Origin of the sequence: Nocardioides sp. NPDC006303, from assembly GCF_040613175.1 — a bacterium.
Taxonomy (GTDB): domain Bacteria; phylum Actinomycetota; class Actinomycetes; order Propionibacteriales; family Nocardioidaceae; genus Nocardioides.
Genome location: NZ_JBEXRR010000002.1, coordinates 261729 through 285976, shown reverse-complemented (window position 1 = coordinate 285976; position 24248 = coordinate 261729). Strand labels below are relative to the sequence as shown.

Genomic DNA, 24248 nt, shown 5'->3' with positions numbered 1-24248 from the left:
TCGTTTCAGCTGTCGGGGGAGGTCAGGCCAGGACACCGTCACCGAGGACGGACGCGGTGGCCTCCTCGAGGACGGCGAGACCGCGGGCGAGCTCCTCGGAGGCGATGGTCAGCGGCGGCATCGTCTTGAGCACCTCGTCCTCGGGGCCGGAGGTCTCGACCAGCAGGCCCCGCTCGTACGCCGCCGCCGCGATCTTCCCGGCCGCGCTGGCATCCGGGAAGGCGATGCCGGTCAGGAGGCCGCGACCGCGGACGGCCGCACCCTCGTACCGCTCGGCGATCTTCGTCAGCCCCGCGTGCAGGTCGGCGGCCTTCGCCTGGACCTCCTTCTGGAAGGAGTCATCGGCCCAGTACCTCTCCAGCGCCGCCCGGCCGGTGACGAAGGCGAGGTTGTGACCGCGGAAGGTGCCGTTGTGCTCACCGGGCTCGAACTGGTCCAGCTCGGGGCGGATCAGGGTCAGCGCCATCGGCAGGCCGAAGCCGGAGATCGACTTCGACAGACAGACGATGTCGGGGGAGAACCCGGCCTCCTCGAAGCTGAAGAAGGTGCCGGTACGCCCGCAGCCTGCCTGCACGTCGTCGACGATCAGGATGATGTCGTACTCGCGGCACAGGTCCGAGAGCGCCTTGAGCCACTCCAGGCGGGCGGCGTTGAGGCCGCCCTCGCCCTGGACGGACTCCACGATGATCGCGGCCGGCTTGTCGACGCCGGAGCCGCTGTCCTGGAGCACCCGCTCCAGCCACATGAAGTCGTCGACGGCACCGTTGAAGTAGTCGTCGTACGGGATCTTCGAGCTGTTGGTCAGCGGGATGCCCGCGCCCTTGCGTTTCATCGAGTTGCCGGTCACGGCCAGCGAACCGAGTGTCATCCCGTGGAACGCGTTGGTGAACGACAGCACGTGCTGGCGTCCGGTCACCTTGCGGGCCAGCTTGAGAGCTGCCTCGACGGAGTTGGTCCCGGTCGGACCGGGAAACATCACCTTGTAGTCGAGGTCGCGCGGCTCGAGGATCAGGTCCGAGAAGGCCTGCAGGAAGTCCCGCTTCGCGCTGGTGTGCATGTCCAGCGAGTGCAGGATGCGGCCCTCGCGCAGGTAGTCGAGCAGCGGGTCCAGCAGCGCGGGGTTGTTGTGCCCGTAGTTGAGCGCGCCGGCGCCGGCGAAGAAGTCCAGGAACTCACGCCCGTCCTCGCTGGTGACGGTGGAGCCCTGGGAGTGGGTCATCACGGCGGGCCAGCTGCGGCAGTAGCTGCGGACCTGCGACTCCAGGGAGTCGAAGATCGCGGTGGCGGGTTCGGTGGTCGTCGTCATGGACATGAAACCTCCGTGTGTCGTCGATCCCGGTACGCGGGCGCACAACGCCCGGCGTACCGGGGTGCGGTTCGGTCGGATCGTGCGGACAGATCGTGCGGACGGATCGTTCGGTCAGAACGGGCCGATGCGGAACAGCAGCTCCGTGTCGTGCCCGTCGGGGAACATCGCGGCCTCGAAGAGCGGAGTGCGCTCGATCGGGGCGTTGCGCGCGTTCGCGAACGAGGTGAACAGCGCGATCGAGGCGCTGTTGTCTGCGGTGATGGTCGTCTCCAGATGGCGTACGCCCTGGTCGTCGGCCAAGCGGTCGACGAGACCGTCGAGCATGCGGCGGGCCAGACCCTGGCCGCGGTGCCGTTCGTCGACGGCGACTTGCCAGATCATCAGGGTCTCCGGCTGGTCCGGACGCCGGTAGCCGGTGACGAATCCTCCTGGATCGTCATCGACGGTCGCGATGACCGAGGTCGCCGCGAAGTCGCGCGCCCACAGCAGGTAGGCGTACGAGGTGTTGACATCGAGTACCCGAGAATCCCGTGCCATCCGCCACAGATGCTGACCGTCCTCGAGGTCCGGTGAGCGGAAGTCGACTCGGGAAGCCGACTTCAGGCGGGGCACGCTGCCAGTCGAATTGCGATGTGGCATCGCGTCAGGACGCTAACAGCCTTGCGGCAGGCACGCCCGGATCGCGTCCGCACTCCGATATGCGGGCGGACGAGAGACGCGTCAGATCACGCAGACGTACGCCGCACCAGCTCGGGTGCGAAGACGACGCGCCGCGGGATGGTGGTGGTGCCGTCGAGCTGGGCGAGGAGGAGCCGGGCGGCCTCCTCGGCCATGTCGCCTATCGGGTTCTTGACCGTGGTGAGCGGGGGAGTGGTGCGCTCGGCGATGCCGAGGTCGTCATAGCCGACGACCGCGACGTCGTCGGGGACGCGGCGGCCGGCCCGGCCCAAGGTGCGGAGCGCGCCCGCGGCCATCAGGTCGGAGGCGACCATGAGGCCGTCGATGTCCGGATGGCTGCCCAGCAGGATCTCGCAGGCGGCCTCGCCGCCGTCCTCGGTGAAGTCGCCCTCGACGACCGCGTCGGCGGCGAGCCCGGCAGCGTCCAGGGCGGCCCGCCAGCCGGCGACCCGGTCGGCGCCCGCGCTCATGTCGGCGGGGCCGGTGATAGTGCCGATCCGGCGGCAGCCGCGGTCGATGAGCACCTGGGTGACCTCGCGGGCGCCGGCGAAGTTGTCGGTGTCGGCGTAGGAGACCCGGTGGGCGCCGGTCCACGGGCGGCCGACGAAGGCGGCCGGGAGGCCGAGGTCGGCGACGTGGTCGGCGAGCAGGTCGCTGCGGTGCGAGGAGACGACGATGGCGCCGTCGATGTGGCCACCGCGCAGGTAGCGCAGCATGCGGTCCTCCTCCTCGCCCGGACGCGCGATCAGGAGGACCACCTGCAGGTCGCGGGAGGAGAGGGCCCGGGTGACGATGCGCAGCGTACGGGCGAAGAACGGGTCGGCGAAGACCCGCTCGTCGGCCTCGGGGATGACCATGGCGACCGAGTCGGTACGCCGGGTCACCAGCGACCGCGCCGCCGGGTTGGGGGTGTAACCGAGGGTGGCGACGGCCTCGGCGACGGCCTCGGCGGCCTTCACGGAGACGCGCGAGCCGCCGTTGATCGCGCGCGACGCGGTCGCCCGGCTGACACCAGCCAGCCGGGCGACCTCGTCGAGGGTGGGCATGTTCACGCGCGCGCCGGCACCCGGTTGTTCGCCGCGACATCGGCGAACCACAGGCCGCTGTCCTTCGGCGTACGCACCTGGGTCTCGAAGTCCACGTGCACGATCCCGAACCGGTGCGCGTAGCCGTAGCTCCACTCGAAGTTGTCGAGCATGGACCAGGCGAAGTAGCCGCGTACGTCCGCACCCTGCTCCATCGCATCGAGGGTCGCGCGCAGGTGCGTGTCGATGTAGTCGAGGCGGGCGGTGTCGTGCACGGCGCCATCCTCCACCACATCATCGTAGTAGGCCCCGTTCTCGGTGATGTAGATGGGCGGGGCGCCGTACTCACCGCTGAGCCGGGTCAGCAGCCGGGTCAGCCAGACCGGGTCGATCTCCCAGTCACGGGCGGTCGTGGCGCGGCCCGTGCGCGGGGTGACGAACTCGGCACCGGGGTAGGGGTTTCCCCGCGGCAGGTCGGAGTGCACGAGCCGGCTGCCCAGCACCTGGTCGGGGTCGATCTCGAACGGCTCCGCCGCGATGGCGTTGCCGAAGTAGAAGTTGACCCCGAGCACGTCGAGCGGCGCGGAGATGACCTCCAGGTCGCCCTCGAGCACCCAGTCCTGCCACGGACGGCCCTGGAAGGTCAGGCCCTCGGTGTCCGCGGCCAGGTCGTCGGCGTACTTGCCCCGGAACAGCGGGTCGAGGAAGACCCGGTTGTGCAGACCGTCGATCCGCCGGGTCATGTCGACGTCCTCGGGACGGTCGGCGTCGTAGGGGTCGACGACCGTCGGGTTGAGGGTGATGCCGAGGGACTTGCCGTTCTCCGGCGTCGCGCCGCGGCTACGCAGCTCGTTGATCACGAGGCCGTGCCCGAGCATGAGGTGGTGGGCCGCGACGATGCCGGCCACGCCCTCCTGACGACCCGGCGCGTGCTGGCCACCGGAGTAGCCGAGGAACGCCGAGCACCACGGCTCGTTCAGCGTCGTCCAGTTGTCGACGCGGTCGGAGAGCGCGTCGTAGACGGTCGTGGAGTACTCCACGAACCGGTAGGCGGTGTCGCGGCTGGTCCAGCCACCCTGGTCCTCCAGCGCCTGCGGCAGGTCCCAGTGGTAGAGCGTGATCCACGGCGCGATCTCGGCCTCGAGCAGCTCGTCGACGAGGCGGCTGTAGAAGTCGAGCCCCGCCTGGTTGACCTTCCCGCCGTCGGGACGGATCCGCGGCCACGCCGTCGAGAACCGGTACGAAGCCAGGTTGAGGCGCTTCATCAGCGCGACGTCCTCGGGCACCCGGTGGTAGTGGTCGCAGGCCACCTCGCCGGTGTCGCCGTTGAGGATCGCCCCTGGCACCTTGGTGAAGGTGTCCCAGTTGCTGGGCGTACGTCCGTCCTCGTCGATGGCTCCCTCGATCTGGTAGGAAGCTGTCGCCGCACCCCAGAGGAAGTCCTGGGGAAACGTACGCTCGGCGCGGACTGGGTTTGTCGAGAGATTCATCCCTTGACGGCTCCTTGCATGATGCCGGACACCAGGTGGCGGCCGGTGGCGATGAACAACAGAAGTAGGGGCACGGTCGCGAGGATCGTTCCGGCCTGGACCAGCGCCATGTCGGCGTGCCCCTGTCCGGGCGCGACCTTGAGCGCGTCCAGCGCGGTCTGCAGGGTCTGTACGTCGGAGCCCTGCAGCACGATCAGCGGCCACATGAAGTCGGTCCACACCTGCATGAAGGTGAACAGGCCGAGGATCGCCATCGCGGGTCTGGCTGCCGGGATGGCGACGGTCCAGAACGTACGGATCATGGACGCGCCGTCGACGCGGGCGGCGTCGATGAGCTCGTCGGGGATCGCGTCGACGAGGTACTGCCTCATGAAGAAGACACCGAACGCGGTCACCACCCACGGCAGGATCACGGCGGCGTGGGTGCCGGTCAGGCCGAGGTTGGAGAACTGCTTCAGCATCGGCACCAGCGCCAGCTGGGTCGGCACCGCCAGGGTGGCGACGACGAAGATCATCCCCGCGTTGGAACCGCGGAAGCGGAGCTTGGCGAAGGAGTAGCCGGCCAGGGTCGAGAAGAGCACGACCGAGGCTGCCGAGATCCCGGAGATGATGATCGAGTTGAGCAGCGCCGACCAGAAGTCGATCCGGTCGAAGACCCGGGCGGCGTTCTCGAAGAAGTGCCCTCCCGGGACCAGCGGCGGAGGCGACTGGATCGCCCGGTGCCGGGTGACCGAGCCGATGACGAACGACCAGTACAGCGGGAACGCCGAGCCCAGCAGGAATGCCGTGAGCAGGCCGTAAACGAGGAATCCGGGACGTCTGCTCATCTGAGGTTCCTCCGTTGTACGGCCCGGGTGACCAGGAAGTTGACCAGGGCGATCCCCACGATGATCAGGAACAGCACCCAGGCGGCGGCGGCCGCACGTGGATAGGGGTTGGTCGTGGTCTGGGCGGTGTTGAAGACGTACATCGTCAAGGTCGTGTACTGGAAGTCGGATCCACCCTGGAAGCGCAGGTTGGTGTCGAAGATCCGGGGCTCGGTGAAGATCTGCAGGCCACCGATGGTCGAGGTGACGATGACGAAGATCATCGTCGGCCGGATCGAGGGCAGCGTGACGTGGAAGAACTGCTTCACCTTGGAGGCGCCGTCGATCTCGGCCGCCTCGTAGAGATCCCGCGGGATCGCCTGCATGGCGGCGAGGATGATGAGCGCGTTGTAGCCCGTCCAGCGCCAGTTGACCATGGTCGCGATCGCGGTCCAGCTCGCGAACCGGTCGGCGTGCCACGGCACCTTGTCGAAGCCGAAGCCGTCGAGCGTCTGGTTGATCAGGCCCGTGCCGTCGGCGAAGATCGCGCCGAAGATCATCGCGGACGCCGCAGGAGCGACCACGAAGGGCAGCAGGATGCTCATCCGCCACAGGGTGCGGCCCCGGAGCCGGGTGTCGAGCAGAGCGGCGAGGATCGTCGCCACCATGATCTGCGGCACCGAGGAGAGCAGGAAGATCCCGATGGTGTTCCAGAAGGCCTTGCGGAAGACGGAGTCACCGAGGACGTGGGCGTAGTTGTCCCAGCCGACCCACGGGCCGACCTCGGAGCCGTAGGCGGGCCAGGAGAAGAAGGACAGGTAGCCGGTGTAGAGCATCGGGTAGAGCCCGATGAGCAGGAACACCAGGAAGAACGGCGCGACGTACAGGTAGGGCGAGAACTTGAAGTCCCACCGGGAGAGCCGGTTACGCCACGCCTGGCGGCGGGGTGCTGCCCCGGTCGAGGGCGCCGGAGTGGCGTTCTCGACCGGGGCAGAGGTGGTGGTCGGCATGGATCAGGACATTCCTTCGACGCCCTCGACGAAGGTCGCCCACGACTTCTCGGGGTCGGTGCCCTCGTCCACACGTCGGATCGCCTGCTGGAAGAGGCCCAGGATGTCGGAGTACTTGTCACCCTTGAACGGGACACCCGCCGGCACGGCCTCCGCGCGGCTGGCGAGGATCTGCGAGGTGGGGGCGTTGTTGAAGTACGGGTCGGTGGCGTTCTCGTCGGCCAGGACCGTCTGCGCCTCCAGGTTGGCCGGGAAGTTGCCGGCCACCTTGGACGCGGCCACCTGGGACTCGGCGGTGGTCAGGTAGTTGGCGAACTCCTTGGCCTCGTCCTGGTGCTCCGACTGCGCCGGGACGGCGAGGTAGGAGCCACCCCAGTTGCCGCCGCCGCCCGGGAAGGCGTCGACGATGTCCCAGCCCTTCACCTCGGGCGCGGAGTCCTTGATGTTGGCGAACATCCAGCCGGGGCAGGGGATGGTGGCGAAGCCGTCGTTGGTGAAGTTGGCCGTCCAATCCTCGCCCCACTGCTCGACCTTCGTCGACTGGGTGGGGGCGTACTGCGCGACCGTGTCGTAGACCTCCCGGAGCTCCGGGTTGTCGACGTCGATCTTCTGGTCCTTGGTCTGGAAGGGGTACTCGACCTGGTTGAGCATCGCCTGGGCGATCGCGCCGCTGGAGTCGTACCAGGCCGTCTTCGGCATCTTCTTCTTGAACTGCTCGCCGGTGGCGAAGTAGGTGTCCCAGTCCTTGAAGAGCTCCTTCACGGCCTCGCGGTCGCTCGGGAGGCCGGCCTTCTCGAAGAGGTCGGCGCGGTAGCAGAACGCCTCGGGGCCGGCGTCGGTCGGATAGCCGATCTGCTTGCCGTCGGCGGTCTGGCCCTCGAGGTACTTCGACTCCATCCAGCGGCTGTCGAGCTCCTTGTCGGTGAGGTCGACGAACTGCTCGGAGGCGCCCTCGGCGACGAGCGCGGGCATCATGTCGCCCTCGATGCCGACGATGTCGGTGAGGCCCTCGCCGGACTGCAGGCCGGTGGTGAGGCTCTGCTTCCAGGTGTCCCACTCGGCAACGACGGTCTGCTTGACCTTGAAGGGGCGATCAGGGTCGGCGTTCCACTGCTCGATGAGGTCGCCGTAGCCGAACTCGCTGAAGGTCGTGATGGTCAGGGTGTCGTCCTTGCCGAGCTTGGCCTGCTCGCCGGTGTCGTCGCTGCCGCCGCAGGCCCCGACGAGGCCAGCGACGAGAGTGGCGACCGCGCCGGCGGCTAGGCCGCGGCGCCAGGACTTGGAGATCTTGGACACGGGGTGCTCCTGCACGTCTGTGTGGGGAGTGAGAGCGCTTCCACTCTCGGGACTACGGAGAGTGTGAGTGTGCTCACACGGCTGTGTCAAGAGGCGCGGAGGTAACGATTTCGTGTGGCGTGGGAGCGCTTCCACCAAACTGGGGAAACGGGGGCGTCGATCAGCCCGAGATGACGGTGAGCAGCCGTGCGGTCTCGGCGGCCATCGCGTCCCGGCCGGCACCGAGGTAGCGGCGCTGGTCGACCAGGGCCGAGTCGGCTTCGAGGGTCTCGCGGACAGCGCCCGTGAAGGCCTTGTTGAGCTGGGTGGCGACGTTGATCTTCGTCATCCCGGCGGCGATGGCGGCCCGGAGCCCGTCGTCGCTCACGCCGGAGGAGCCGTGCAGTACCAGCGGGACGTCGACGGCGCGGCGGATCGCTGCGATCAGCGCCTCGTCCAGCGCCGCGTCGCGGGTGGTCATCTTGTGGCTCGAGCCGACAGCGACGGCTAGCGCGTCGACGCCGGTGCTGGCGACGAATGCGGCCGCCTCGGCCGGGTCGGTGCGTACGCCGGGAGCGTGGGCGCCGTTCTTCCCGCCGACCTCGCCGAGCTCGGCCTCGACGTGGGCGCCGCGGTCGTGGCAGCGGCGCACGACGGCGGCGGTGCGGGTGAGGTTGTCCTCGTAGGGGAGCTGGGAGGCGTCGTACATCACCGACGAGAAGCCGAGGTCGACCGCGATCCCGACCAGGCGCTCGTCGGTCGCGTGGTCAAGGTGGAGCGAGATCGGCATCGTCGAGCCGGACGCGACCGCGATCGCGGCATGGGCCAGCGGTGCCAGACCGCCGTGGTAGCGCACCGCGTTCTCGCTGATCTGCACGATCACCGGCCGGTTCGCGCTCTCGGCTCCGGTGGCGATCGCCTCGACTGTCTCCAGGTTGATCGCGTTGAAGGCGGCGACGCCGCGGCCTTCCGCATAGGCCGAGCCGATCAGCGAAGCGGTGGTCGTGAGGGTCATGGTCGAAGTGTCGCAGGCAGCCGACGACGAGAACGGCCGCCGACCCACGAGGGTCGGCGGCCGTCACGAAAGCCGGTCAGGACTTGTTGGCCTTGCGCGCTCGGCTCGCGATCTTGGCGCGGTCGTTCTGGTCGAGGACGACCTTGCGGATGCGGACCATGTCGGGGGTGACCTCGACGCACTCGTCCTCGCGGCAGAACTCCAGGCACTGCTCGAGCGAGAGCTTCTTCGGCGGGATGAGCTTCTCGAAGTTGTCGGAGGTGGCGGAGCGGACGTTGGTCTGCTGCTTCTCCTTGGTGATGTTGACGTCCATGTCGTCGGCGCGGGAGTTCTCGCCGACGATCATGCCCTCGTAGACCTCGGTGGCCGGCTCGACGAACATGACGCCGCGCTCCTGCAGCGAGGTCATCGCGTACGCCGTTGCCGCACCGGACCGGTCGGCGACGAGCGAGCCGTTGTTGCGCGAGCGGATCTCGCCGGCCCAGCGGTCGTAGCCCTCGGAGATGTGGTGGGCGATGCCGGTGCCGCGGGTCTCGGTGAGGAACTCGGTGCGGAAGCCGATCAGGCCACGGGCGGGCACGATGAACTCCATGCGCACCCAGCCGGTGCCGTGGTTGGTCATGCCCTCCATGCGGCCCTTGCGGTTCGCGAGCAGCTCGGTGATGGAGCCGAGGTGCTCCTCCGGAGCGTCGATGGTCAGGCGCTCGTACGGCTCGTGGACCTTGCCGTCGACCTCCTTGGTGACCACCTGCGGCTTGCCGACGGTCAGCTCATAGCCCTCGCGGCGCATCTGCTCGACCAGGATCGCCAGCGCCAGCTCACCGCGGCCCTGGACCTCCCAGGCGTCGGGACGCTCGGTGTTGAGGATCTTCAGCGACACGTTGCCGATGAGCTCCTGGTCAAGGCGGTCCTTGACCAGACGCGCGGTGACCTTCGAACCCTTCACCTTGCCGACCAGCGGCGAGGTGTTGGTGCCGATGGTCATCGAGATGGCGGGCTCGTCGACGTGGATCAGCGGCAGCGCGACCGGGTTCTCCGGGTCGGCGAGCGTCTCACCGATGGTGATCTCCGGGATGCCGGCGATGGCGACGATGTCACCGGGGCCGGCGATCTCGCCCGGCTTGCGCTCGAGGCCCTCGGTGATGAGCAGCTCGGTGATGCGTACGTTCTTGACCTCACCGTCACGCCGCATCCAGGCGACGTTCTGGCCCTTCTTCAGGGTGCCCTGGTGGATGCGGACCAGCGCGAGACGGCCGAGGAACGGGCTCGCGTCGAGGTTGGTGACGTGGGCCTGGAGCGGCGCGCCCTCGACGTAGGTCGGAGCCGGGATGGTGTCCATGATCGTCTGGAACAGCGGCTCGAGGTCCTTGGAGTCGGGCAGCTCGCCGTTGCCGGGCTGCTCGAGCGCAGCGACGCCGGCCTTGCCGGAGGCGTAGACCACCGGGAAGTCGAGCGCGTCCTGGCTGTGGGAGTCGTCGAGCAGGTCCATGAAGAGCTCGTACGTCTCGTCGACGACCTCCTCGATGCGGGCGTCGGGGCGGTCGACCTTGTTGACCACCAGCACGACCGGCATGTCGGCGTTGAGCGCCTTGCGCAGCACGAACCGGGTCTGGGGGAGCGGGCCCTCGGAGGCGTCCACCAGCAGCACGATCCCGTCGACCATCGACAGGCCGCGCTCGACCTCACCACCGAAGTCGGCGTGGCCGGGGGTGTCGATGATGTTGATCGTCATCCCCTCGGGCGCGCTCGGCCCGGAGTAGTGGATGGCGGTGTTCTTCGCGAGGATGGTGATGCCCTTCTCGCGCTCGAGCTCACCGGAGTCCATGACCCGGTCGGCGACCGATTCGGCCTCGTGCTCGGTGAAGGTGCCTGCCTGACGCAGCATGGCGTCGACCAGCGTGGTCTTGCCGTGGTCGACGTGCGCAACGATGGCGACGTTGCGGAGATTGGCCTTGAGGGTCTCGGACATGTGCGAAGCGGCTCGATTTCTGGCGCGGGACGGGACATCTGATCTTATCCGCCGTGACCTCCTTGACCTGCATCCGGAGATGACGGTTGGCTGAGGCCCATGACTTCTCGGAAACACGTCTGCCAGATCGTGCCCCCGTATCTCATGCAGCGGCTCGACGCCGGCCGCCTCGACCAGGACAACGCGTTTCGAGCCGCTCGGGCCGAGCACCTGACCAGGGTTCTCGCCCAGCGCCCCGCCCCCGAAGCCGGCGAGACGACCGCCGAGGCCGGGGACTGGACGGTCTACACCGCGAACAACGGCACCGACCTGCCCGGCGAGAAGGTCCGAGCCGCGGGTGAGCCGGAGTCGGGCGACGAGAGCGTCGACGAGGCGGCGACCGGCATCACCGGCTCGCTGGCGCTCTTCGAGGAGGTCTACGGCCGCGACTCCTACGACGGCCAGGGCATCGAGGTCGTGATGACCGTCCACTACGACCGCGACTACGCCAACGCCTTCTGGGACGGCACCCAGCTGGTCTTCGGCGACGGCGACGGTGAGATCTTCCAGCGGTTCACCAAGGCCGTCGACGTGATCGGTCACGAGCTCTCCCACGCGGTCACCGAGCACACCGCCGGGCTCGTCTACCAGGGCCAGCCCGGCGCGCTCAACGAGTCGATGTCTGACGTGTTCGGCTCCTGTCTCAAGCAGCGCCTCCTCGGCCAGAGCGCCGACGAGGCCGACTGGATCATCGGGGAGGGCCTCTTCACCGCGTCGGTCCAGGGCGTCGGGCTGCGGCACATGCTCGAGCCCGGCACCGCCTACGACGACCCCACCCTGGGCAAGGACCCGCAGCCGTCCCACATGGACGACATCTACGACGGCACCGACGACAACGGTGGCGTCCATATCAACTCCGGCATCCCCAACCGCGCCTTCGCGCTCGCCGCGAAGGCGATCGGCGGCAACTCCTGGGACGGTGCCGGCAAGATCTGGTACGCCGCGCTGACCAACGGTGCCGTCACCACCGACACCGACTTCGCCGGGTTCGCCGCGGCCACCATCGCCGAGGCCGGCGACCAGGCCGAGGCGGTCACCACCGCCTGGTCCGAGGTCGGAGTCACCCCGGCGTCAGGGACCCCCTCGTCCGACGGTGAGGGGCCGACCGTGGTGAAGGTACGCCGCAGCGGCGGGTTCTTGGGACGTACCAAGGAGGGGGTCGCGGAGCTCGCGCCGTCGGCCGCCCACGTGGCCGCCCTGCGCAACCTGGTCGCCGGCGGGGCCGCTCCTTCGAAGCCGAAGGGCGCCGACCGCTACATCTACGAGTTCGAGGTCGACGGGCGGACCGTCGTCGTGCACGAGGGCGACATGAGCCCCGAGCTGCGCGCCGTCGCCAACGAGCTGCTCGAGAGCTAGGGGAGGGCTCGGTCGAGCGCGGCCTCGACGTGCACGGTGATGGCGTCGAGGATGGGTACGTCGACGTCGCTCGGACGCACCAGGAGGCTGAGCTCGGAGGCGCCGAGGATCACACCGTCGGAGCCCGCGTCCCACAGCTCGTGGACGACCTCGAGGACCCGCTTGCGCGAGCCCGCGACGACGTTCCGGTGGACGAGCTCCTCGTAGATGATCGAGTCGAGCATCTCCACGTGGAGGGTGTCGGGCAGGTTCACGTCGACGCCGTGGTCGGAGATCCGCTGGGCGAAGAAGTCGTTCTCCACGGTGTAGCGGGAGGCGAGGAAGCCGGCCTTGGTGATGCCGAGCTCCTTGGCCTTCGCGGCGAGCTCGTCGGCCAGGTGCAGCACGGGTACGTCGACGGCGGCCGCCACCTCGTCGTAGACCTTGTGGAAGGTGGTGGTGCACAGCAGGATGAAGTCGGCGCCGCCGGCAACCACGCTGCGGGCCGCGGCCACCAGGATCTCGGCGACCTGGTCCCAGGACTCCTTCTCCTGCAGTGCCGTCAGCTCGGCCAGGTCGACGGAGGCCAGCACGATCTTGGCGGAGTGGAGACCGCCGAGCCGCTCCTGGACACCCTTGTTGAGGCCCTCGTAGTAGGCGGCGGTGCTTTCCCAGCTCATGCCGCCGATGAGTCCGATCGTCTGCACACCATCGAGTGTGACACCGTCGGCTGTCGCGTACTGAATCCTCGGCGTCGCTCTGACCTGGACTAGACCAGGTCAGAGGCCGGATCGTGGCGGTCAGCCCTCTCGGTGCACCTTGTGCGGGGCGGCCTGGGCGCGCGGCTTGATGACGAGCTCGTCGATGTTGACGTGAGCCGGACGAGTCGCCATCCACACGATGGCGTCGGCGATGTCCTCGGCCACCAGCGGGTCGGCGACGCCCTGGTAGACCGCGTCGGCCGCCGCCTGGTCGCCCCCGAGCCGTACGAGCGAGAACTCCTCGGTCTGGACCATGCCCGGGGCGATCTCCATGATCCGCACCGGCTTGTCGACGATCTCCAGGCGCAGCGCCTCGGTGACCGCACGGGTGCCGAACTTGGCCGCGTTGTAGCCCGCGCCGCCCTCGTAGGCGCGCCGGCCGGCGATCGAGCCGACGTTGATGACCGCGCCCGCTCCGGAGGCGACCAGCGCGGGCAGCAGCGCCTTGGTCACGCGGGTCAGGCCGATCACGTTGACCTCGAACATCGCCTGCCATTTGGTCAGGTCGGCCTCGGCCACCTTGTCCACGCCGAAGGCGCCGCCGGCGTTGTTGACCAGCAGGTCGAGGCGGTCGCCGACCGCCTCGACGAGCGCGGCGACGGAGTCATCGGAGGTGACGTCGGTCGCGATCGCGGTGCCACCGATCTCCTCGGCCAGCGCTTCGATCCGGTCGGCCCGGCGAGCGGCGAGGAAGACGTGGTAGCCCTCCTTGGCGAGCTGGCGGGCGGTGGCGGCACCGATCCCGCTCGAGGCGCCGGTGACGACAGCATTCTTGGACGACATGGCGCCATTCTCTCGTCGCTCGCTCGACTTTGCCCACCGGGTCCCACGATCGAAGACGATTCACGCTGGTTCAAGCGGCCGGGAATGATGAGCGGGATCCGCGTGTTGAGAGACGGGACCACAGGCGTATACACAAAGGGGCAGGAATGATCCACCGCGTAGCGATGGTCAGTCTGCACACCTCTCCGCTCGACCAGCCCGGCACCGGCGACGCCGGCGGCATGAACGTCTACGTGCTCGAGCTCTCCCGGCGGCTGGCCACCCAGGGCATCGCGGTCGACATCTTCACGCGCGCGACCTCCTCGCGCCTGCCGCAGGTCGTGGAGGCGTACGACGGGGTCGCCGTCCACCACGTCCACGCCGGTCCGTTCGAGGGGCTGGCCAAGGGTGATCTTCCGGGGCAGCTGTGCACGTTCGCGCGTGAGGTGCTCCGCGCGGAGGCGTCCAACCCGCCGGGCTACTTCGACGCCGTGCACTCCCACTACTGGCTCTCGGGCCAGGTAGGGGCGCTCTCCCGCGATCGCTGGGGCGTGCCGCTGGTGCACTCGATGCACACGATGGCCAAGGTCAAGAACGAGGCGCTCGCCGAGGGCGACTGTCCCGAGCCCGAGGCCCGCGTGATCGGGGAGGAGCAGGTCGTCGACGCCGCCGACATGCTGATCGCCAACACCGACCTCGAGGCCAAGCAGCTGATCAACATGTACGACGCGGAGCCGGGCCGTGTCGCCGTCGTCCATCCCGGGGTCGACCTGCGGGTCTTCCGTCCGCGCGGGCGGGCCGCGGCGCGTGAGGCGCTCGGGCTCCCGGCCCGCGCTCACGTGCTCCTCTTCGCCGGTCGCATCCAGCCGCTCAAGGCTCCCGACGTACTCCTGCGGGCGGCCGCGGTCATGCTCGCGCGTGACCCGTCGCTGCGCCGCAACCTCGTCGTCCCGATCGTCGGCGGTCCCTCCGGCTCCGGTCTGGAGCACCCGACCGTGCTGGTCGATCTCGCCGCTGAGCTGGGGATATCCGACGTGGTCCGGTTCGTCCCGCCGGTACGCCAGGACCAGCTTGCGCTCTGGTACTCCGCCGCCTCCGTCGTCGCCGTCCCCTCCTACAACGAGTCGTTCGGCCTGGTCGCCGTCGAGGCCCAGGCCTGCGGCACCCCCGTCGTCGCAGCCGCGGTCGGCGGCCTGACCACCGCCGTGCACCACGGCCGCAGCGGTCTCCTGGTCGACGGGCACGACCCGGCGCAGTGGGCCGACGCGCTCACCAACGCCATCGCCTCCCACTCGCGCTGGTCGGCTCTGGCTGACGGCGCCCGCGAACACGCCCAGGACTTCTCCTGGGATCTCACCGCACGCAATACGCTCGAGGTCTATGAAGAGGCCAAGATGCTGATGCGTGAGGAGCTGACGGCATGACTGATGCGCGGACCGACCATGAAGAGGTCGTACGCGGCTGGCTGAAGTCCAACGACCTGACCTGGGACGAGACGTCCCAGCCGGGTGGCGAGGTGGTCTTCTCGTTCTCGCTCCCGGGCGAGCGCAAGCTGCAGACGCCGGTCCGGCTCGACCTGGGGCAGCACGCCCTCGGTGTCCATGCCTTCGTCTGCCGCCGTCCCGACGAGAACCACGAGACCGTCTACCGCTGGCTGCTCGAGCGCAACCTGCGGCTCTACGGGGTCTCCTTCGGTCTGGACCGGCTCGGCGACATCTACCTCGACGGCCGGCTGCCGCTCGCGATGGTCGAACCGGGCGAGCTCGACCGGTTGCTCGGCTCGGTCTTGACGTACGCGGACGAGTCCTTCAACACCATCCTCGAGCTCGGCTTCGCCTCCTCGATCCGCAAGGAGTGGGAGTGGCGCAAGCTTCGGGGTGAGTCGACCGCCAACCTCGAAGCCTTCCGGGGCTGGCTCGAGCGGGACGAAGACCCGAAGGACTAACGCGGCTGGCGCCGGGTGATCAGCACACCCGCGATGCACATCGCGCCACCGATGAAGGCGAGCGCGGGCGGCACCTCGTCGAGCACTAGCCACGCCATCAGCGCGGTGATGAACGGGACCAGGAACGTCGACTGTGCGAACTTGCCGGCATCGGAGTGGGAGAGGGCGTAAGCCCAGGTCACGAACGCCAGGGCGCTCGGGAAGAGGCCGAGGTAGACGATCCAGCCGATGTTGCCCACGCTGATGTCGGGGAGCGTCGTGGCCAGCTCGAACGACCAGGGCAGACAGATGACGAGGCCGGCGATGGCGTACCAGAACGTCAGCAGCAGCGCGCTCATCGTCGGCAGCAGCTTCTTCTGGGTGAGGACGCCGACCGCGAAGGTGAGTGCCGCGACGACGGAGAGGGCGACGCCGATCCAGTCGCCGGTGTCACCGTTGGCCGAGGCGCGGCCGATGACGACGACCCCTGCGAACCCGACGCCGGTGCCGATCAGGATCCACCGGTGGATGGTCTCCTTGAGCACCAGGCCCGCCAGCAGCGCCACCACGATCGGGCCGACCTGCACGATCAGCGCCGCCGTCGCCGCGTCGATCCGACGCTCGGACTCGTTGAGCGCCAGGTTGTAGACGCCCAGCCACGACGCACCGCCCAGTGCGATCAGCGGCCATTCCTTCCGGGTCGGCAGCCGGAACCCGCCCTTCAGTGCGAGGTAGGCGCCGAGCGCCGCCACCATCACGACGAGCCGTCCCAGCGACAGGCTTCCCGGGGGAACGGTGTCGCCCAGGTGACGGATCCCGACGAACGCCGATGCCCACAGAACCAGCGTGATCCCACAAGCGATGAGTGGCTTCCAGATCGGCGTGGTCTCGGCGGGAGCGGGGCTAATCGTCGTCGTCACGATAAAAGCGTAAAGATCCGCGCCCCGGCGCGCGAGCGGATAACAGCCATCGATGTTCGACATCCCGCCATCCAGCCCCAGCCGAATCTGTAGTTCTGTCGCGCGAGTCTGTGGTTGTGGGCGACGAATCTCTACTTTTGTCGCCCACAACTACAGACTCGGCCGCCAAAGGTGCGGATTCGGCTGGGCGTCAGCCGCGGAAGGTGCGGCGGTACGCGGTGGGGGTGATGCCGAGGGCGGCGTGGAAGTGGAGGCGGAGGGACTGGGCGGTGTTGAGGCCGCAGCGGGCGGCGACCTGCTCCATCGAGAGGTCGGTGGTCTCCAGGAGGGTGCGGGCGAGCTCGATGCGCTGGCGCTGCAGCCAGCGGCCGGGGGAGTCGCCGGTCTCGTCGCGGAACCGCCTGGTGAAGGTGCGTACGGACATCGAGACCCGGGACGCCATCGCCTCCAGGCTGAGCGGCTGGTCGAGATGGGCGAGGGCCCAGGCGGTCGCCGCCGAGATGCCGGTATCGCCGGGGGTGGGTGCGTGATGCCGGATGAACTGCGCCTGCCCGCCGTCGCGGTGGGGAGGTACGACCGTCACGCGGGCGACGCGGTTGGCGACCGCGGCGCCGTGGTCGCTGCGTACGACATGCAGGCAGAGGTCCAGGCCGGAGGCCACGCCGGCGGAGGTGAGGATGTCGCCGTCGTCGACGAAGAGTACGTCCGGGTCCAGCTTGACCTGCGGAAACAGGGCCCGGAAGTCGTCGGTGTGCGACCAGTGGGTGGTCGCCGGACGGCCGTCGAGGAGACCCGCGGCGGCGAGCGCGAACGCTCCGGTGCAGATCGACATGATCCGGGTGCCGGGGCGGATGAGGTCGAGCGCCTCCTTCAACGGCGCCGACAGCACTCCGTCCGAGACCGTCGGGTAGTCGAGGCCGAACTTCGGGATCACCACGGTGTCCGCGTCCGCGAGCGCCTCGGGGCCGTGCGGCGCGAGCACGACCACGTCCGAGTCCGACTGCACCGGTCCGGGACCGCCGGTCGTGCAGGTGACGACCTCATAGAGCAGCCGGTCCTCGCTGTCGCGGGCCCTGCCGAAGATCCGGTGCGGGATGCCGATCTCGAACGGTATGAACCCGTCCTGGATCAGCACCGCGACCCGATGCGGAGAAGCCACCCAGACGTCGCTCATGGCTGGATCTTACCGATAGATGTCAATCAGGCCACTGTCTGGAGCGGCGCGAACCCGGAAGGATCATCCCCGTGACCCTTCGACAGGCTCAGGACAGCGCCCAGACGACGCCGCCTGCCGGCAGCGCAGCCGCGCGCCGCCCCCGCATCCACCCGGCCTGGTGGGTGGCCGCCATCGCCTTCGTGACCATCGTCGGAGCCGCCGCCTTCACCGCGGCACCGGGTCTCCTGGTCGGTCCGCTGCACGAGGCCTTCGGCTGGTCGCGCGGCACGATCGGGGTCGGGATCACGCTACAGCTCGCGCTCTACGGCCTGACCGCGCCGTTCGCCGCGGCCCTGATGGACCGCTTCGGGATCCGTCCGGTGGTTGCCGTCGCGCTCACCATGATCGCCCTCGGTTCGCTCAGCACCGTCTGGATGAGCCAGTCGTGGCAGTTCGTGCTCGGCTGGGGCGTCCTCGTCGGCGGGGGCAGCGGCTGCATGGCGCTCGCTTTCGGCGCCACGATCACCACCCGCTGGTTCGACAAGCGGCAGGGCCTGGTCAGCGGTCTGCTGACCGCCGGCGGCGCCTCGGGACAGCTGGTCTTCCTGCCTGTGCTGGCGATCCTGATAGGGGAGTTCGGCTGGCAGGCAGCCTCCATCACCATCGCCCTGGTCGCCGCCGCGGTGATCCCGTTCGTGCTGCTGCTGCTCCGCGACTACCCGGCGGATATCGGCCTGGCGCCCTACGGCGCTTCGAAGATCGTGCCGCGCCCCGCGCCCGCGACCGGTGCCGCGCTCCGGACCGTGCGCGTGCTCGGGATGGCGATGCGTACCAAGGCCTTCTGGCTTCTCGCCGGTGCCTTCGCGATCTGCGGGATCACCACGAACGGGCTGATCAGGACCCATTTCGTACCTGCCGCCCACGACCACGGGATGGCCACGGTCGCGGCCGCCTCGCTGCTCGCCGTGATCGGGATCTTCGACGTCGCCGGGACGATCTTCTCCGGCTGGCTCACCGACCGCTTCAACCCGGTGGTGCTGCTCGGCGTCTACTACTCGCTGCGTGGGATCTCGCTGATCTTCCTGCCGATGCTGCTCTCGTCCGAGGTGCACCTGCCGATGGTGTTCTTCATCGTCTTCTACGGCCTCGACTGGGTCGCCACCGTGCCCCCCACGCTCGCGCTGTGCCGCGAGATCTGGCCCGAGGACGCCCCGATCGTCTTCGGCTGGGTCCTCGCCTCCCACCAGGTCGGAGCCGGCCTGGTCGCCTGGGTCGGCGGTGTCGTACGCGATGTCACCGGGTCCTACGACCTGGTCTGGTACGCAGCCGGCGCCCTGTGCGCCGCTGCCGCGCTGATGTCCCTGGTGATGCCGCGAGGTGCGCCGAAGTCCGCAGCGGTGTGAACGAACGTAGCTCAGCGCTCCACCAGCACCTCTTCGGTGAGCTGCTGGGTGGATCCGTGGGGCGAGGCGGTGACTGTCACCAGTTCGTTCGTCTCCGGCGGTGGTGCGGCGAGGGAGACGACCTGCGCGCTGGTGGTTCCCTCGGGGATCGTCGCTGGGGGCAGTGAAAAGCGCGGGTCGCTGCTCGTGAGCCGTACAACGAAGTTCTCCGGGGCCGGGTAGGTCGTATACGTCTCGACCCGCATGCGTCGCATACCGGTGTCGGTGGTCTCGCTGGTCACGGTGATCCCGGACAGGCCAGGGTAGTACTGGATGAAGCTGATGATCCGTGCAGAGCCGGCGACACTGACCGTGGCGTGCTGGGGGTGCGCCGAGGTGCCGAACGTGATGGGGAAGGTGACCGACGGTTGCTTGGCAGGAACGGTCACGCTGGAGGGCACGTGGAAGAACGATTCGACCTGATTGCTACCGGTCGCCGAAATGGCCTCCAGCGAGACGGTCTTTGGTACGTCAAGAGCACAGGTCAGAGTCAGCTTCCCGGTCGTCTTCGCTCCACTGAGTACGAGATGAGGCGTGGTGATCGCCTTGGGGTTGCAGGCACTGGGGCTGGCCTTGACGAGCGGTGTCGACGCGACCCAGCGTGACGTTCCGGCCAGGCGCGCTTGAACCCTCACTCGCACCGTGGTCGGCCTGAAGTTGGTGTGAACCGTGAACGTCGCCGTACGTTGTCGCGCCCTGACGGTCACGAACCAGGCGCTCGTATAGACGTTGGGGCGATGATCGACCTTGACGTAAACGATCTTCTTCCTTCTAGGGGCGCAGGTGAGGAGGACCGTCATCCTTGTGGAGTCGCCGCTGACGAACGCCGTCTTGGCTGCAGTGAGGCTCTTGATCCTGGGTACGCACGCAGCGTCAGCGGAGGACGTCAGCGGGCCGATCGGCAGAAGCACTCCGGCGACGGCAAGCGCAACCAGGAGGGAGAGTCGTCGCAACACCGCGCACCCTTTCGTAGGGCACCGCGCGGAGCCGCGGGCCGCCGAGGGAATGATAACGGCGCGAATCGTCGTCGAACATGGCCCGTCCGGGCCATGCGAAAACCCGACGCGGGAGTCCTGAGGTCACTCAGTGACCTCAGGACTCCCACATCTGTGCTGCTTACAGGTCGAGCTTGTAGCCCAGCCCGCGGACCGTCACCAGGAACTTCGGCTCGGACGGGTCCGGCTCGAGCTTGGCGCGCAGGCGCTTGACGTGTACGTCGAGGGTCTTGGTGTCGCCGACGTAGTCGGAGCCCCAGACGCGGTCGATGAGCTGGCCGCGGGTGAGGACGCGGCCGGGGTTGCGCAGGAACATCTCCAGGAGCTCGAACTCCTTGAGCGGGAGGCGCTGCTCGTTGCCGTCGACGGTCACGACGTGGCGCTCCACGTCCATCCGGACGGGCCCGGCCTCGAGGGTGGCCGGAGCCGCGTCGGGCTCGGTGCCTCGGCGGAGGACGGCGCGGATCCGGGCGACGAGCTCGCGCGGGGAGTAGGGCTTGGTGACGTAGTCGTCGGCGCCGAGCTCGAGGCCGACGACCTTGTCGACCTCGTCGTCCTTGGCCGTCACCATGATGACCGGCACCGACGAGGTGGCCCGGATCTGCCGGCACACCTCGGTGCCGGAGAGGCCGGGAAGCATCAGATCGAGCAGCACGATGTCTGCCCCGTTGCGGTCGAACTCCTTCAGAGCGTCGGTGCCGTCCTCGGCGACGGCGACCTCGAAGCCCTCCTTGCGGAGCATGTAGGACAGTGCCTCGCTGTAGCTGGCTTCATCTTCGACGACGAGTACCCGGGTCACGGGCGTTCCTCCTTGCTTGTGCCGGACTTCCCGGCAGTTGGTAGGTGCTGGGGCAGGGTGAGGGTGAAGGTGGAACCCTGACCCTCCTGCGACCAGACCTTGACCTCGCCACCATGCGTAGCGGCGACGTGCTTGACGATCGACAGGCCGAGTCCGGTGCCGCCGGTGGAGCGGTGGCGGGCCGGGTCGACGCGGTAGAAGCGCTCGAAGATCCGGTCGATCTCCGTGGACGGGATCCCGATGCCCTGGTCGACCACGGAGATCTCGACGGAGCCGTCGGTCGCGCGGGTCGAGACGGTCACGGTCGAGCCGGGTTCGGAGTAGGCGACCGCGTTGGAGACCAGGTTGGTGACCGCGGTCGAGACCTGCTCGTCGTTGCCGAAGACGTGCAGCCCGGCGGTGCCGGCGCTGACCACGTTGATGCCCTTGGCGTCGGCATCGACCGTCGAGGCGTCTACGGCGGCCGCGATGACCTTGTCGACGTCGACCGCGATGGGTGCCTCCAGGGGCTCGTCACCCTGGAGCCGGGAGAGCTCGATGATCTGCTGGACGAGCTCGGTCAGGCGCTCGGACTCGGTGATCATCCGGTTGGAGAAGCGGCGTACGGCCTCGGGGTCGTCGGAGGCCTCGGTGACCGCGTCGGCGAGCACTCGTATCGCGCCGACCGGCGTCTTGAGCTCGTGGCTGACATTGGCGACGAAGTCGCGGCGTACGGCCTCGACGCGGCGCTCGCGGGTGCGGTCTTCGACCAGGGCGAGCGCCAGGCGGGTGCCGAGCGGAGCGACCCGGGCGGTGACGTGCCGCGACGCCCCGTTGGCCCGCGAGATCACCAGCTCGGTCTCCCGGATCTGGCCGTCACGGCGCACACCGTGGACGAGCTCGGAGAGCTCGGGCGAGACCAGCGAGGTGCCGCGCACCAGACCCAGGGCGTACGCCGGAGCGCTGGCCTTGAGCACCGTGTCGTGCTCGTCGACGACGACCGCGCTGCTGCGCAGGACCGAGAGGACCGCGGCCACCTCCGAGGGAACCTTCGGGGGCTCGACCTCGGGGATCCGGCGGCGGGAACGTTCGCTCATCGCCCACGCAAGCACCGCCGCTCCGGCGACGACAGCGCCGAGGAGCGCAGCAAGAAAGGCCTGCGTCGTCGAGTCCACACGATCAGGGTAAGCCCATCAAACACCCATTCTTCACCTCTGGACGTCTCCGCGCCGAACGTTCACCGTCGGTTCACTCGGGATGAAGATCAGTACATGTCGTGTGTCTAGGATCGGCCCATGCGCGCTGCTTTCCATGAGGACCTCGATGCCATCTTCACCGATCTCACCAGTGTTTGTGAGCTGGTGTCGGTGGCCGTACGCGACGCCACCACCGCTCTCCTCGAGGCCCGCAACGACCTCGCCGAGCAGGTGATCGACAAGGACGTCGAGATCGATGACGCCCGCGAGCGCATCGAGGAGAACGCCCTCGAGCTGCTCGGCCTCCAGTCGCCGGTCGCCGGCGACCTGCGCGTGGTCGTCGCCGCGCTGCGGATGATCTCCGACCTCGAGCGGATGGGCGACCTCTCCGTCCACGTCGCCAAGATCGCCAGGCTGCGTACGCCGAACAAGGCCGTCCCCGAGCTGGCCCAGCCGACCATCGCCAAGATGGCCGAGATCGCCCAGCAGATGGTCGAGCGCACCTGCGAGATCCTCCGCACCCGCGATGTCTCCGCCGCTCAGGACCTGGTCGCCGACGACGACGAGATGGACCAGCTGCGACGCAAGTCCTTCGCCGAGCTGCTGGGTCAGGACTGGACCCACGGCGTCGAGCCCGCCGTCGACGTGGCGCTCCTGGGCCGCTACTACGAGCGCATCGCCGACCACGCCGTCACGGTGGCCAACCGGGTCGTCTTCGTCGTGACCGGCGAGACCCCCGCCGACTCCTGACCCGCCGAGTCGGCTCGTACTGACCGAAAACCCCGCCGGGTCGGCTCGTCAAGACGAGCCGACCCGGCGGGATTGTTGGTGCTACTGCTTGCCTTGGTTGGCGACTGCCTCAGCGGCGGCGGCCGCGGCCTCGGGGTCGAGGTAGGTGCCGCCGGCGACGACCGGCTTCAGCGACTCGTCGAGCTCGTAGACCAGCGGCTGGCCCGTGGGGATGTTGAGCTTGGCGATCTCAGCCTCGGAGATGTTGTCGAGGTGCTTGACCAGCGCGCGCAGGCTGTTGCCGTGGGCCGTGACCAGGACAGTCTTGCCGGTCTTCAGGTCGGGCACGATGGCCGAGTCCCAGTAGGGGAGCATCCGGGCGACGACGTCCTTGAGGCACTCGGTGGCGGGCACGTCGATGTCGGCGTAGCGCGGGTCACCGGCCTGGGAGTACTCCGAGTCGGCCTCGATCGGCGGCGGCGGTACGTCGTAGGAACGACGCCACAGCTGGAACTGCTCCTCGCCGAACTTCTTCAGCGTCTCGGACTTGTTCTTGCCCTGGAGCGCGCCGTAGTGGCGCTCGTTGAGGCGCCAGTCGCGGCGCACCGGGATCCAGTGGCGATCGGCGGTGTCGAGCGCGATGTTGGCGGTGTTGATCGCACGCCGCAGCAGGCTCGTGTGGACCAGGTCGGGAAGGATCCCGGCCTCGGCCAGCAGCTTGCCGCCGTTGACGGCCTCGGCCCGGCCCTTGTCGGTGAGATCGACGTCGACCCAGCCGGTGGACAGGTTGAGCGCGTTCCACTCGCTCTCGCCGTGACGCAGAAGGACGAGCTTGTAGGTCATCAGTGAGCTTCCTCGGCACCGGGCAGAGCCGCCGGCGGGAACTCGCAGGAGTAGGGGTCCTCGGAGATGGTGCCCGCGGACTCGTCGTGCGCCTCGCCCTCGGTGGCGTGCTCGCCCTCAGCCTCGGTCTCGGTCGCGTTCTCGCCCTCGGCGGGCTCGTCGGCCGGCAGGGTCGAAGCCTCCTCGCCCTCGGCAGCTCCCTCGGCGGCAGCGTCCTCGGACGCCTGGGCCTCGGCGTTCTTGCCCTTCTTCGCGGGCTTCGTGGTCTCGTCGACGGCGGCGACGACCTCGGCGTACGGACCACACTGGGTGACCACCGGGACGGAGATGGTCTTCTCCTCACCCTCGGAGAAGGTGAAGGTCATCGGGATGCTGTCGCCCGGCTTGAAGTCGCCGGTGACGGCGATGCCACCGGTGGCCGGGTCGGCCAGGTTGATGATGCCGGACTTCGGCAGCTCGATCGGGGTGAACGACTCGGGCGTGACGGTCTCCTCGGCCTCGGTCGCCGTGGCGATCGAGGTGACCGACGGCAGCGCCTCGCCGGCGACCGCCGGGTTGATCGCCGGGTCGAGCGAGAAGGTGCCGACCAGGACGCCGGAGCCTTCCTGCGCGGTCACGATGCGAGCGGCGTTGATCCGGATGGCACCGTCGAGCGTCGACCCGCCGTGGGTGATCTCGTTGGGCCGGTCCGTCGCGTAGTCGAAGCTGCTGCAGGCGGTGAGCGCCGGAAGGGCGAGAGCCACGAGTGCGCCCGTCACTGCGAGCCGCTTCTGCATAACCTTGGTCGTCAC

Annotated in this window: 23 protein-coding genes; 5 read left to right on the top strand and 18 right to left on the bottom strand. The window is 68.7% G+C overall.

Annotated elements, in window-relative coordinates:
* Positions 1-22: 22 nt before the first annotated feature.
* The 9 genes from ectB to typA all read right to left on the bottom strand — a co-directional run bounded on the left by ectB (position 23) and on the right by typA (position 10577).
* Positions 23-1306 carry a diaminobutyrate--2-oxoglutarate transaminase gene (gene ectB, locus ABZY89_RS02980; protein WP_355224490.1) on the bottom strand — a complete coding sequence of 428 codons (1284 nt, stop codon included), beginning with the start codon at positions 1304-1306 and terminating at the stop codon, positions 23-25.
* 114 nt (positions 1307-1420) lie between these two features.
* Complete coding sequence (ectA, locus tag ABZY89_RS02975) at positions 1421-1921, bottom strand: diaminobutyrate acetyltransferase (RefSeq protein WP_355224488.1); 501 nt, start codon at positions 1919-1921, stop codon at positions 1421-1423.
* Between the two features lie 113 nt (positions 1922-2034).
* Positions 2035-3033, bottom strand: coding sequence for a LacI family DNA-binding transcriptional regulator (locus ABZY89_RS02970; RefSeq protein ID WP_355224538.1), 999 nt, complete (start codon positions 3031-3033; stop codon positions 2035-2037).
* Positions 3034-3035: 2 nt separating this feature from the next.
* Entirely contained in the window at positions 3036-4502 is a 1467-nt protein-coding gene (locus ABZY89_RS02965) for a family 1 glycosylhydrolase (RefSeq protein ID WP_355224486.1), read from the bottom strand.
* Complete coding sequence (locus ABZY89_RS02960; protein ID WP_350660925.1) at positions 4499-5329, bottom strand: carbohydrate ABC transporter permease; 831 nt, start codon at positions 5327-5329, stop codon at positions 4499-4501. Before ABZY89_RS02960 ends, ABZY89_RS02965 begins: the two co-directional genes overlap by 4 nt.
* Entirely contained in the window at positions 5326-6318 is a 993-nt protein-coding gene (locus ABZY89_RS02955; RefSeq protein WP_355020901.1) for a sugar ABC transporter permease, read from the bottom strand. Before ABZY89_RS02955 ends, ABZY89_RS02960 begins: the two co-directional genes overlap by 4 nt.
* A 3-nt stretch (positions 6319-6321) precedes the next feature.
* Complete coding sequence (locus ABZY89_RS02950; protein WP_350660921.1) at positions 6322-7614, bottom strand: extracellular solute-binding protein; 1293 nt, start codon at positions 7612-7614, stop codon at positions 6322-6324.
* Between the two features lie 160 nt (positions 7615-7774).
* Positions 7775-8608, bottom strand: coding sequence for a class II fructose-bisphosphate aldolase (locus ABZY89_RS02945; RefSeq protein ID WP_355224484.1), 834 nt, complete (start codon positions 8606-8608; stop codon positions 7775-7777).
* 76 nt (positions 8609-8684) lie between these two features.
* Positions 8685-10577, bottom strand: a complete 1893-nt coding sequence (typA, locus tag ABZY89_RS02940) for a translational GTPase TypA (RefSeq protein WP_355224483.1) — start codon at positions 10575-10577, stop codon at positions 8685-8687.
* A 99-nt stretch (positions 10578-10676) separates the two neighbouring features.
* Here typA and ABZY89_RS02935 point away from each other — a divergent pair, with 99 nt between their 5' ends.
* The gene (locus ABZY89_RS02935) at positions 10677-11972 is read left to right on the top strand and encodes a M4 family metallopeptidase (protein ID WP_355224482.1); all 1296 of its coding nucleotides are present in this window, start codon (positions 10677-10679) and stop codon (positions 11970-11972) included.
* Here ABZY89_RS02935 and ABZY89_RS02930 read toward each other — a convergent pair.
* Together ABZY89_RS02930 and ABZY89_RS02925 are read right to left on the bottom strand one after the other, a co-directional pair.
* The gene (locus tag ABZY89_RS02930; protein WP_355224480.1) at positions 11969-12658 is read right to left on the bottom strand and encodes an amino acid racemase; all 690 of its coding nucleotides are present in this window, start codon (positions 12656-12658) and stop codon (positions 11969-11971) included. The genes ABZY89_RS02935 and ABZY89_RS02930 overlap by 4 nt on opposite strands.
* 93 nt (positions 12659-12751) lie before the next feature.
* The gene (locus ABZY89_RS02925; protein WP_355224478.1) at positions 12752-13495 is read right to left on the bottom strand and encodes an SDR family NAD(P)-dependent oxidoreductase; all 744 of its coding nucleotides are present in this window, start codon (positions 13493-13495) and stop codon (positions 12752-12754) included.
* Positions 13496-13641: 146 nt separating this feature from the next.
* Between ABZY89_RS02925 and mshA the strand changes: the two genes are divergently transcribed.
* Entirely contained in the window at positions 13642-14898 is a 1257-nt protein-coding gene (gene mshA / locus ABZY89_RS02920; protein WP_355224476.1) for a D-inositol-3-phosphate glycosyltransferase, read from the top strand.
* Positions 14895-15419, top strand: coding sequence for a YbjN domain-containing protein (locus tag ABZY89_RS02915; protein WP_355224475.1), 525 nt, complete (start codon positions 14895-14897; stop codon positions 15417-15419). The genes mshA and ABZY89_RS02915 overlap by 4 nt, the downstream gene beginning before the upstream one ends.
* Here the strand turns inward: ABZY89_RS02915 and ABZY89_RS02910 are convergent.
* Positions 15416-16318, bottom strand: a complete 903-nt coding sequence (locus ABZY89_RS02910) for a DMT family transporter (RefSeq protein WP_355224473.1) — start codon at positions 16316-16318, stop codon at positions 15416-15418. The genes ABZY89_RS02915 and ABZY89_RS02910 overlap by 4 nt on opposite strands.
* A gap of 190 nt (positions 16319-16508) precedes the next feature.
* Positions 16509-17492 carry a helix-turn-helix domain-containing protein gene (locus ABZY89_RS02905; RefSeq protein ID WP_355224471.1) on the bottom strand — a complete coding sequence of 328 codons (984 nt, stop codon included), beginning with the start codon at positions 17490-17492 and terminating at the stop codon, positions 16509-16511.
* Positions 17493-17563: 71 nt separating this feature from the next.
* Here ABZY89_RS02905 and ABZY89_RS02900 point away from each other — a divergent pair, with 71 nt between their 5' ends.
* Positions 17564-18877, top strand: a complete 1314-nt coding sequence (locus ABZY89_RS02900) for an MFS transporter (RefSeq protein ID WP_355224470.1) — start codon at positions 17564-17566, stop codon at positions 18875-18877.
* 11 nt (positions 18878-18888) lie between these two features.
* Here ABZY89_RS02900 and ABZY89_RS02895 read toward each other — a convergent pair whose 3' ends face one another.
* From ABZY89_RS02895 to ABZY89_RS02885, 3 genes are all read right to left on the bottom strand, one after another.
* A complete protein-coding gene (locus ABZY89_RS02895; protein WP_355224469.1) occupies positions 18889-19872 on the bottom strand; it encodes a hypothetical protein in 984 nt (327 codons plus the stop codon).
* A gap of 160 nt (positions 19873-20032) precedes the next feature.
* Positions 20033-20710: a response regulator transcription factor gene (locus ABZY89_RS02890; protein ID WP_008360778.1), complete on the bottom strand. Its 678-nt coding sequence runs from the start codon at positions 20708-20710 to the stop codon at positions 20033-20035.
* The gene (locus ABZY89_RS02885) at positions 20707-21864 is read right to left on the bottom strand and encodes an ATP-binding protein (protein ID WP_355224467.1); all 1158 of its coding nucleotides are present in this window, start codon (positions 21862-21864) and stop codon (positions 20707-20709) included. Before ABZY89_RS02885 ends, ABZY89_RS02890 begins: the two co-directional genes overlap by 4 nt.
* A 120-nt stretch (positions 21865-21984) precedes the next feature.
* Here ABZY89_RS02885 and phoU point away from each other — a divergent pair, with 120 nt between their 5' ends.
* Positions 21985-22635: a phosphate signaling complex protein PhoU gene (phoU, locus tag ABZY89_RS02880; protein WP_350660896.1), complete on the top strand. Its 651-nt coding sequence runs from the start codon at positions 21985-21987 to the stop codon at positions 22633-22635.
* A gap of 81 nt (positions 22636-22716) precedes the next feature.
* On the opposite strand, the gene ABZY89_RS02875 is transcribed toward phoU, so the two are convergent.
* Both ABZY89_RS02875 and ABZY89_RS02870 read right to left on the bottom strand, forming a co-directional pair.
* Positions 22717-23457, bottom strand: a complete 741-nt coding sequence (locus ABZY89_RS02875; RefSeq protein ID WP_355224466.1) for a phosphoglyceromutase — start codon at positions 23455-23457, stop codon at positions 22717-22719.
* Positions 23457-24248 carry a hypothetical protein gene (locus ABZY89_RS02870; protein WP_355224465.1) on the bottom strand — a complete coding sequence of 264 codons (792 nt, stop codon included), beginning with the start codon at positions 24246-24248 and terminating at the stop codon, positions 23457-23459. The genes ABZY89_RS02875 and ABZY89_RS02870 overlap by 1 nt, the downstream gene beginning before the upstream one ends.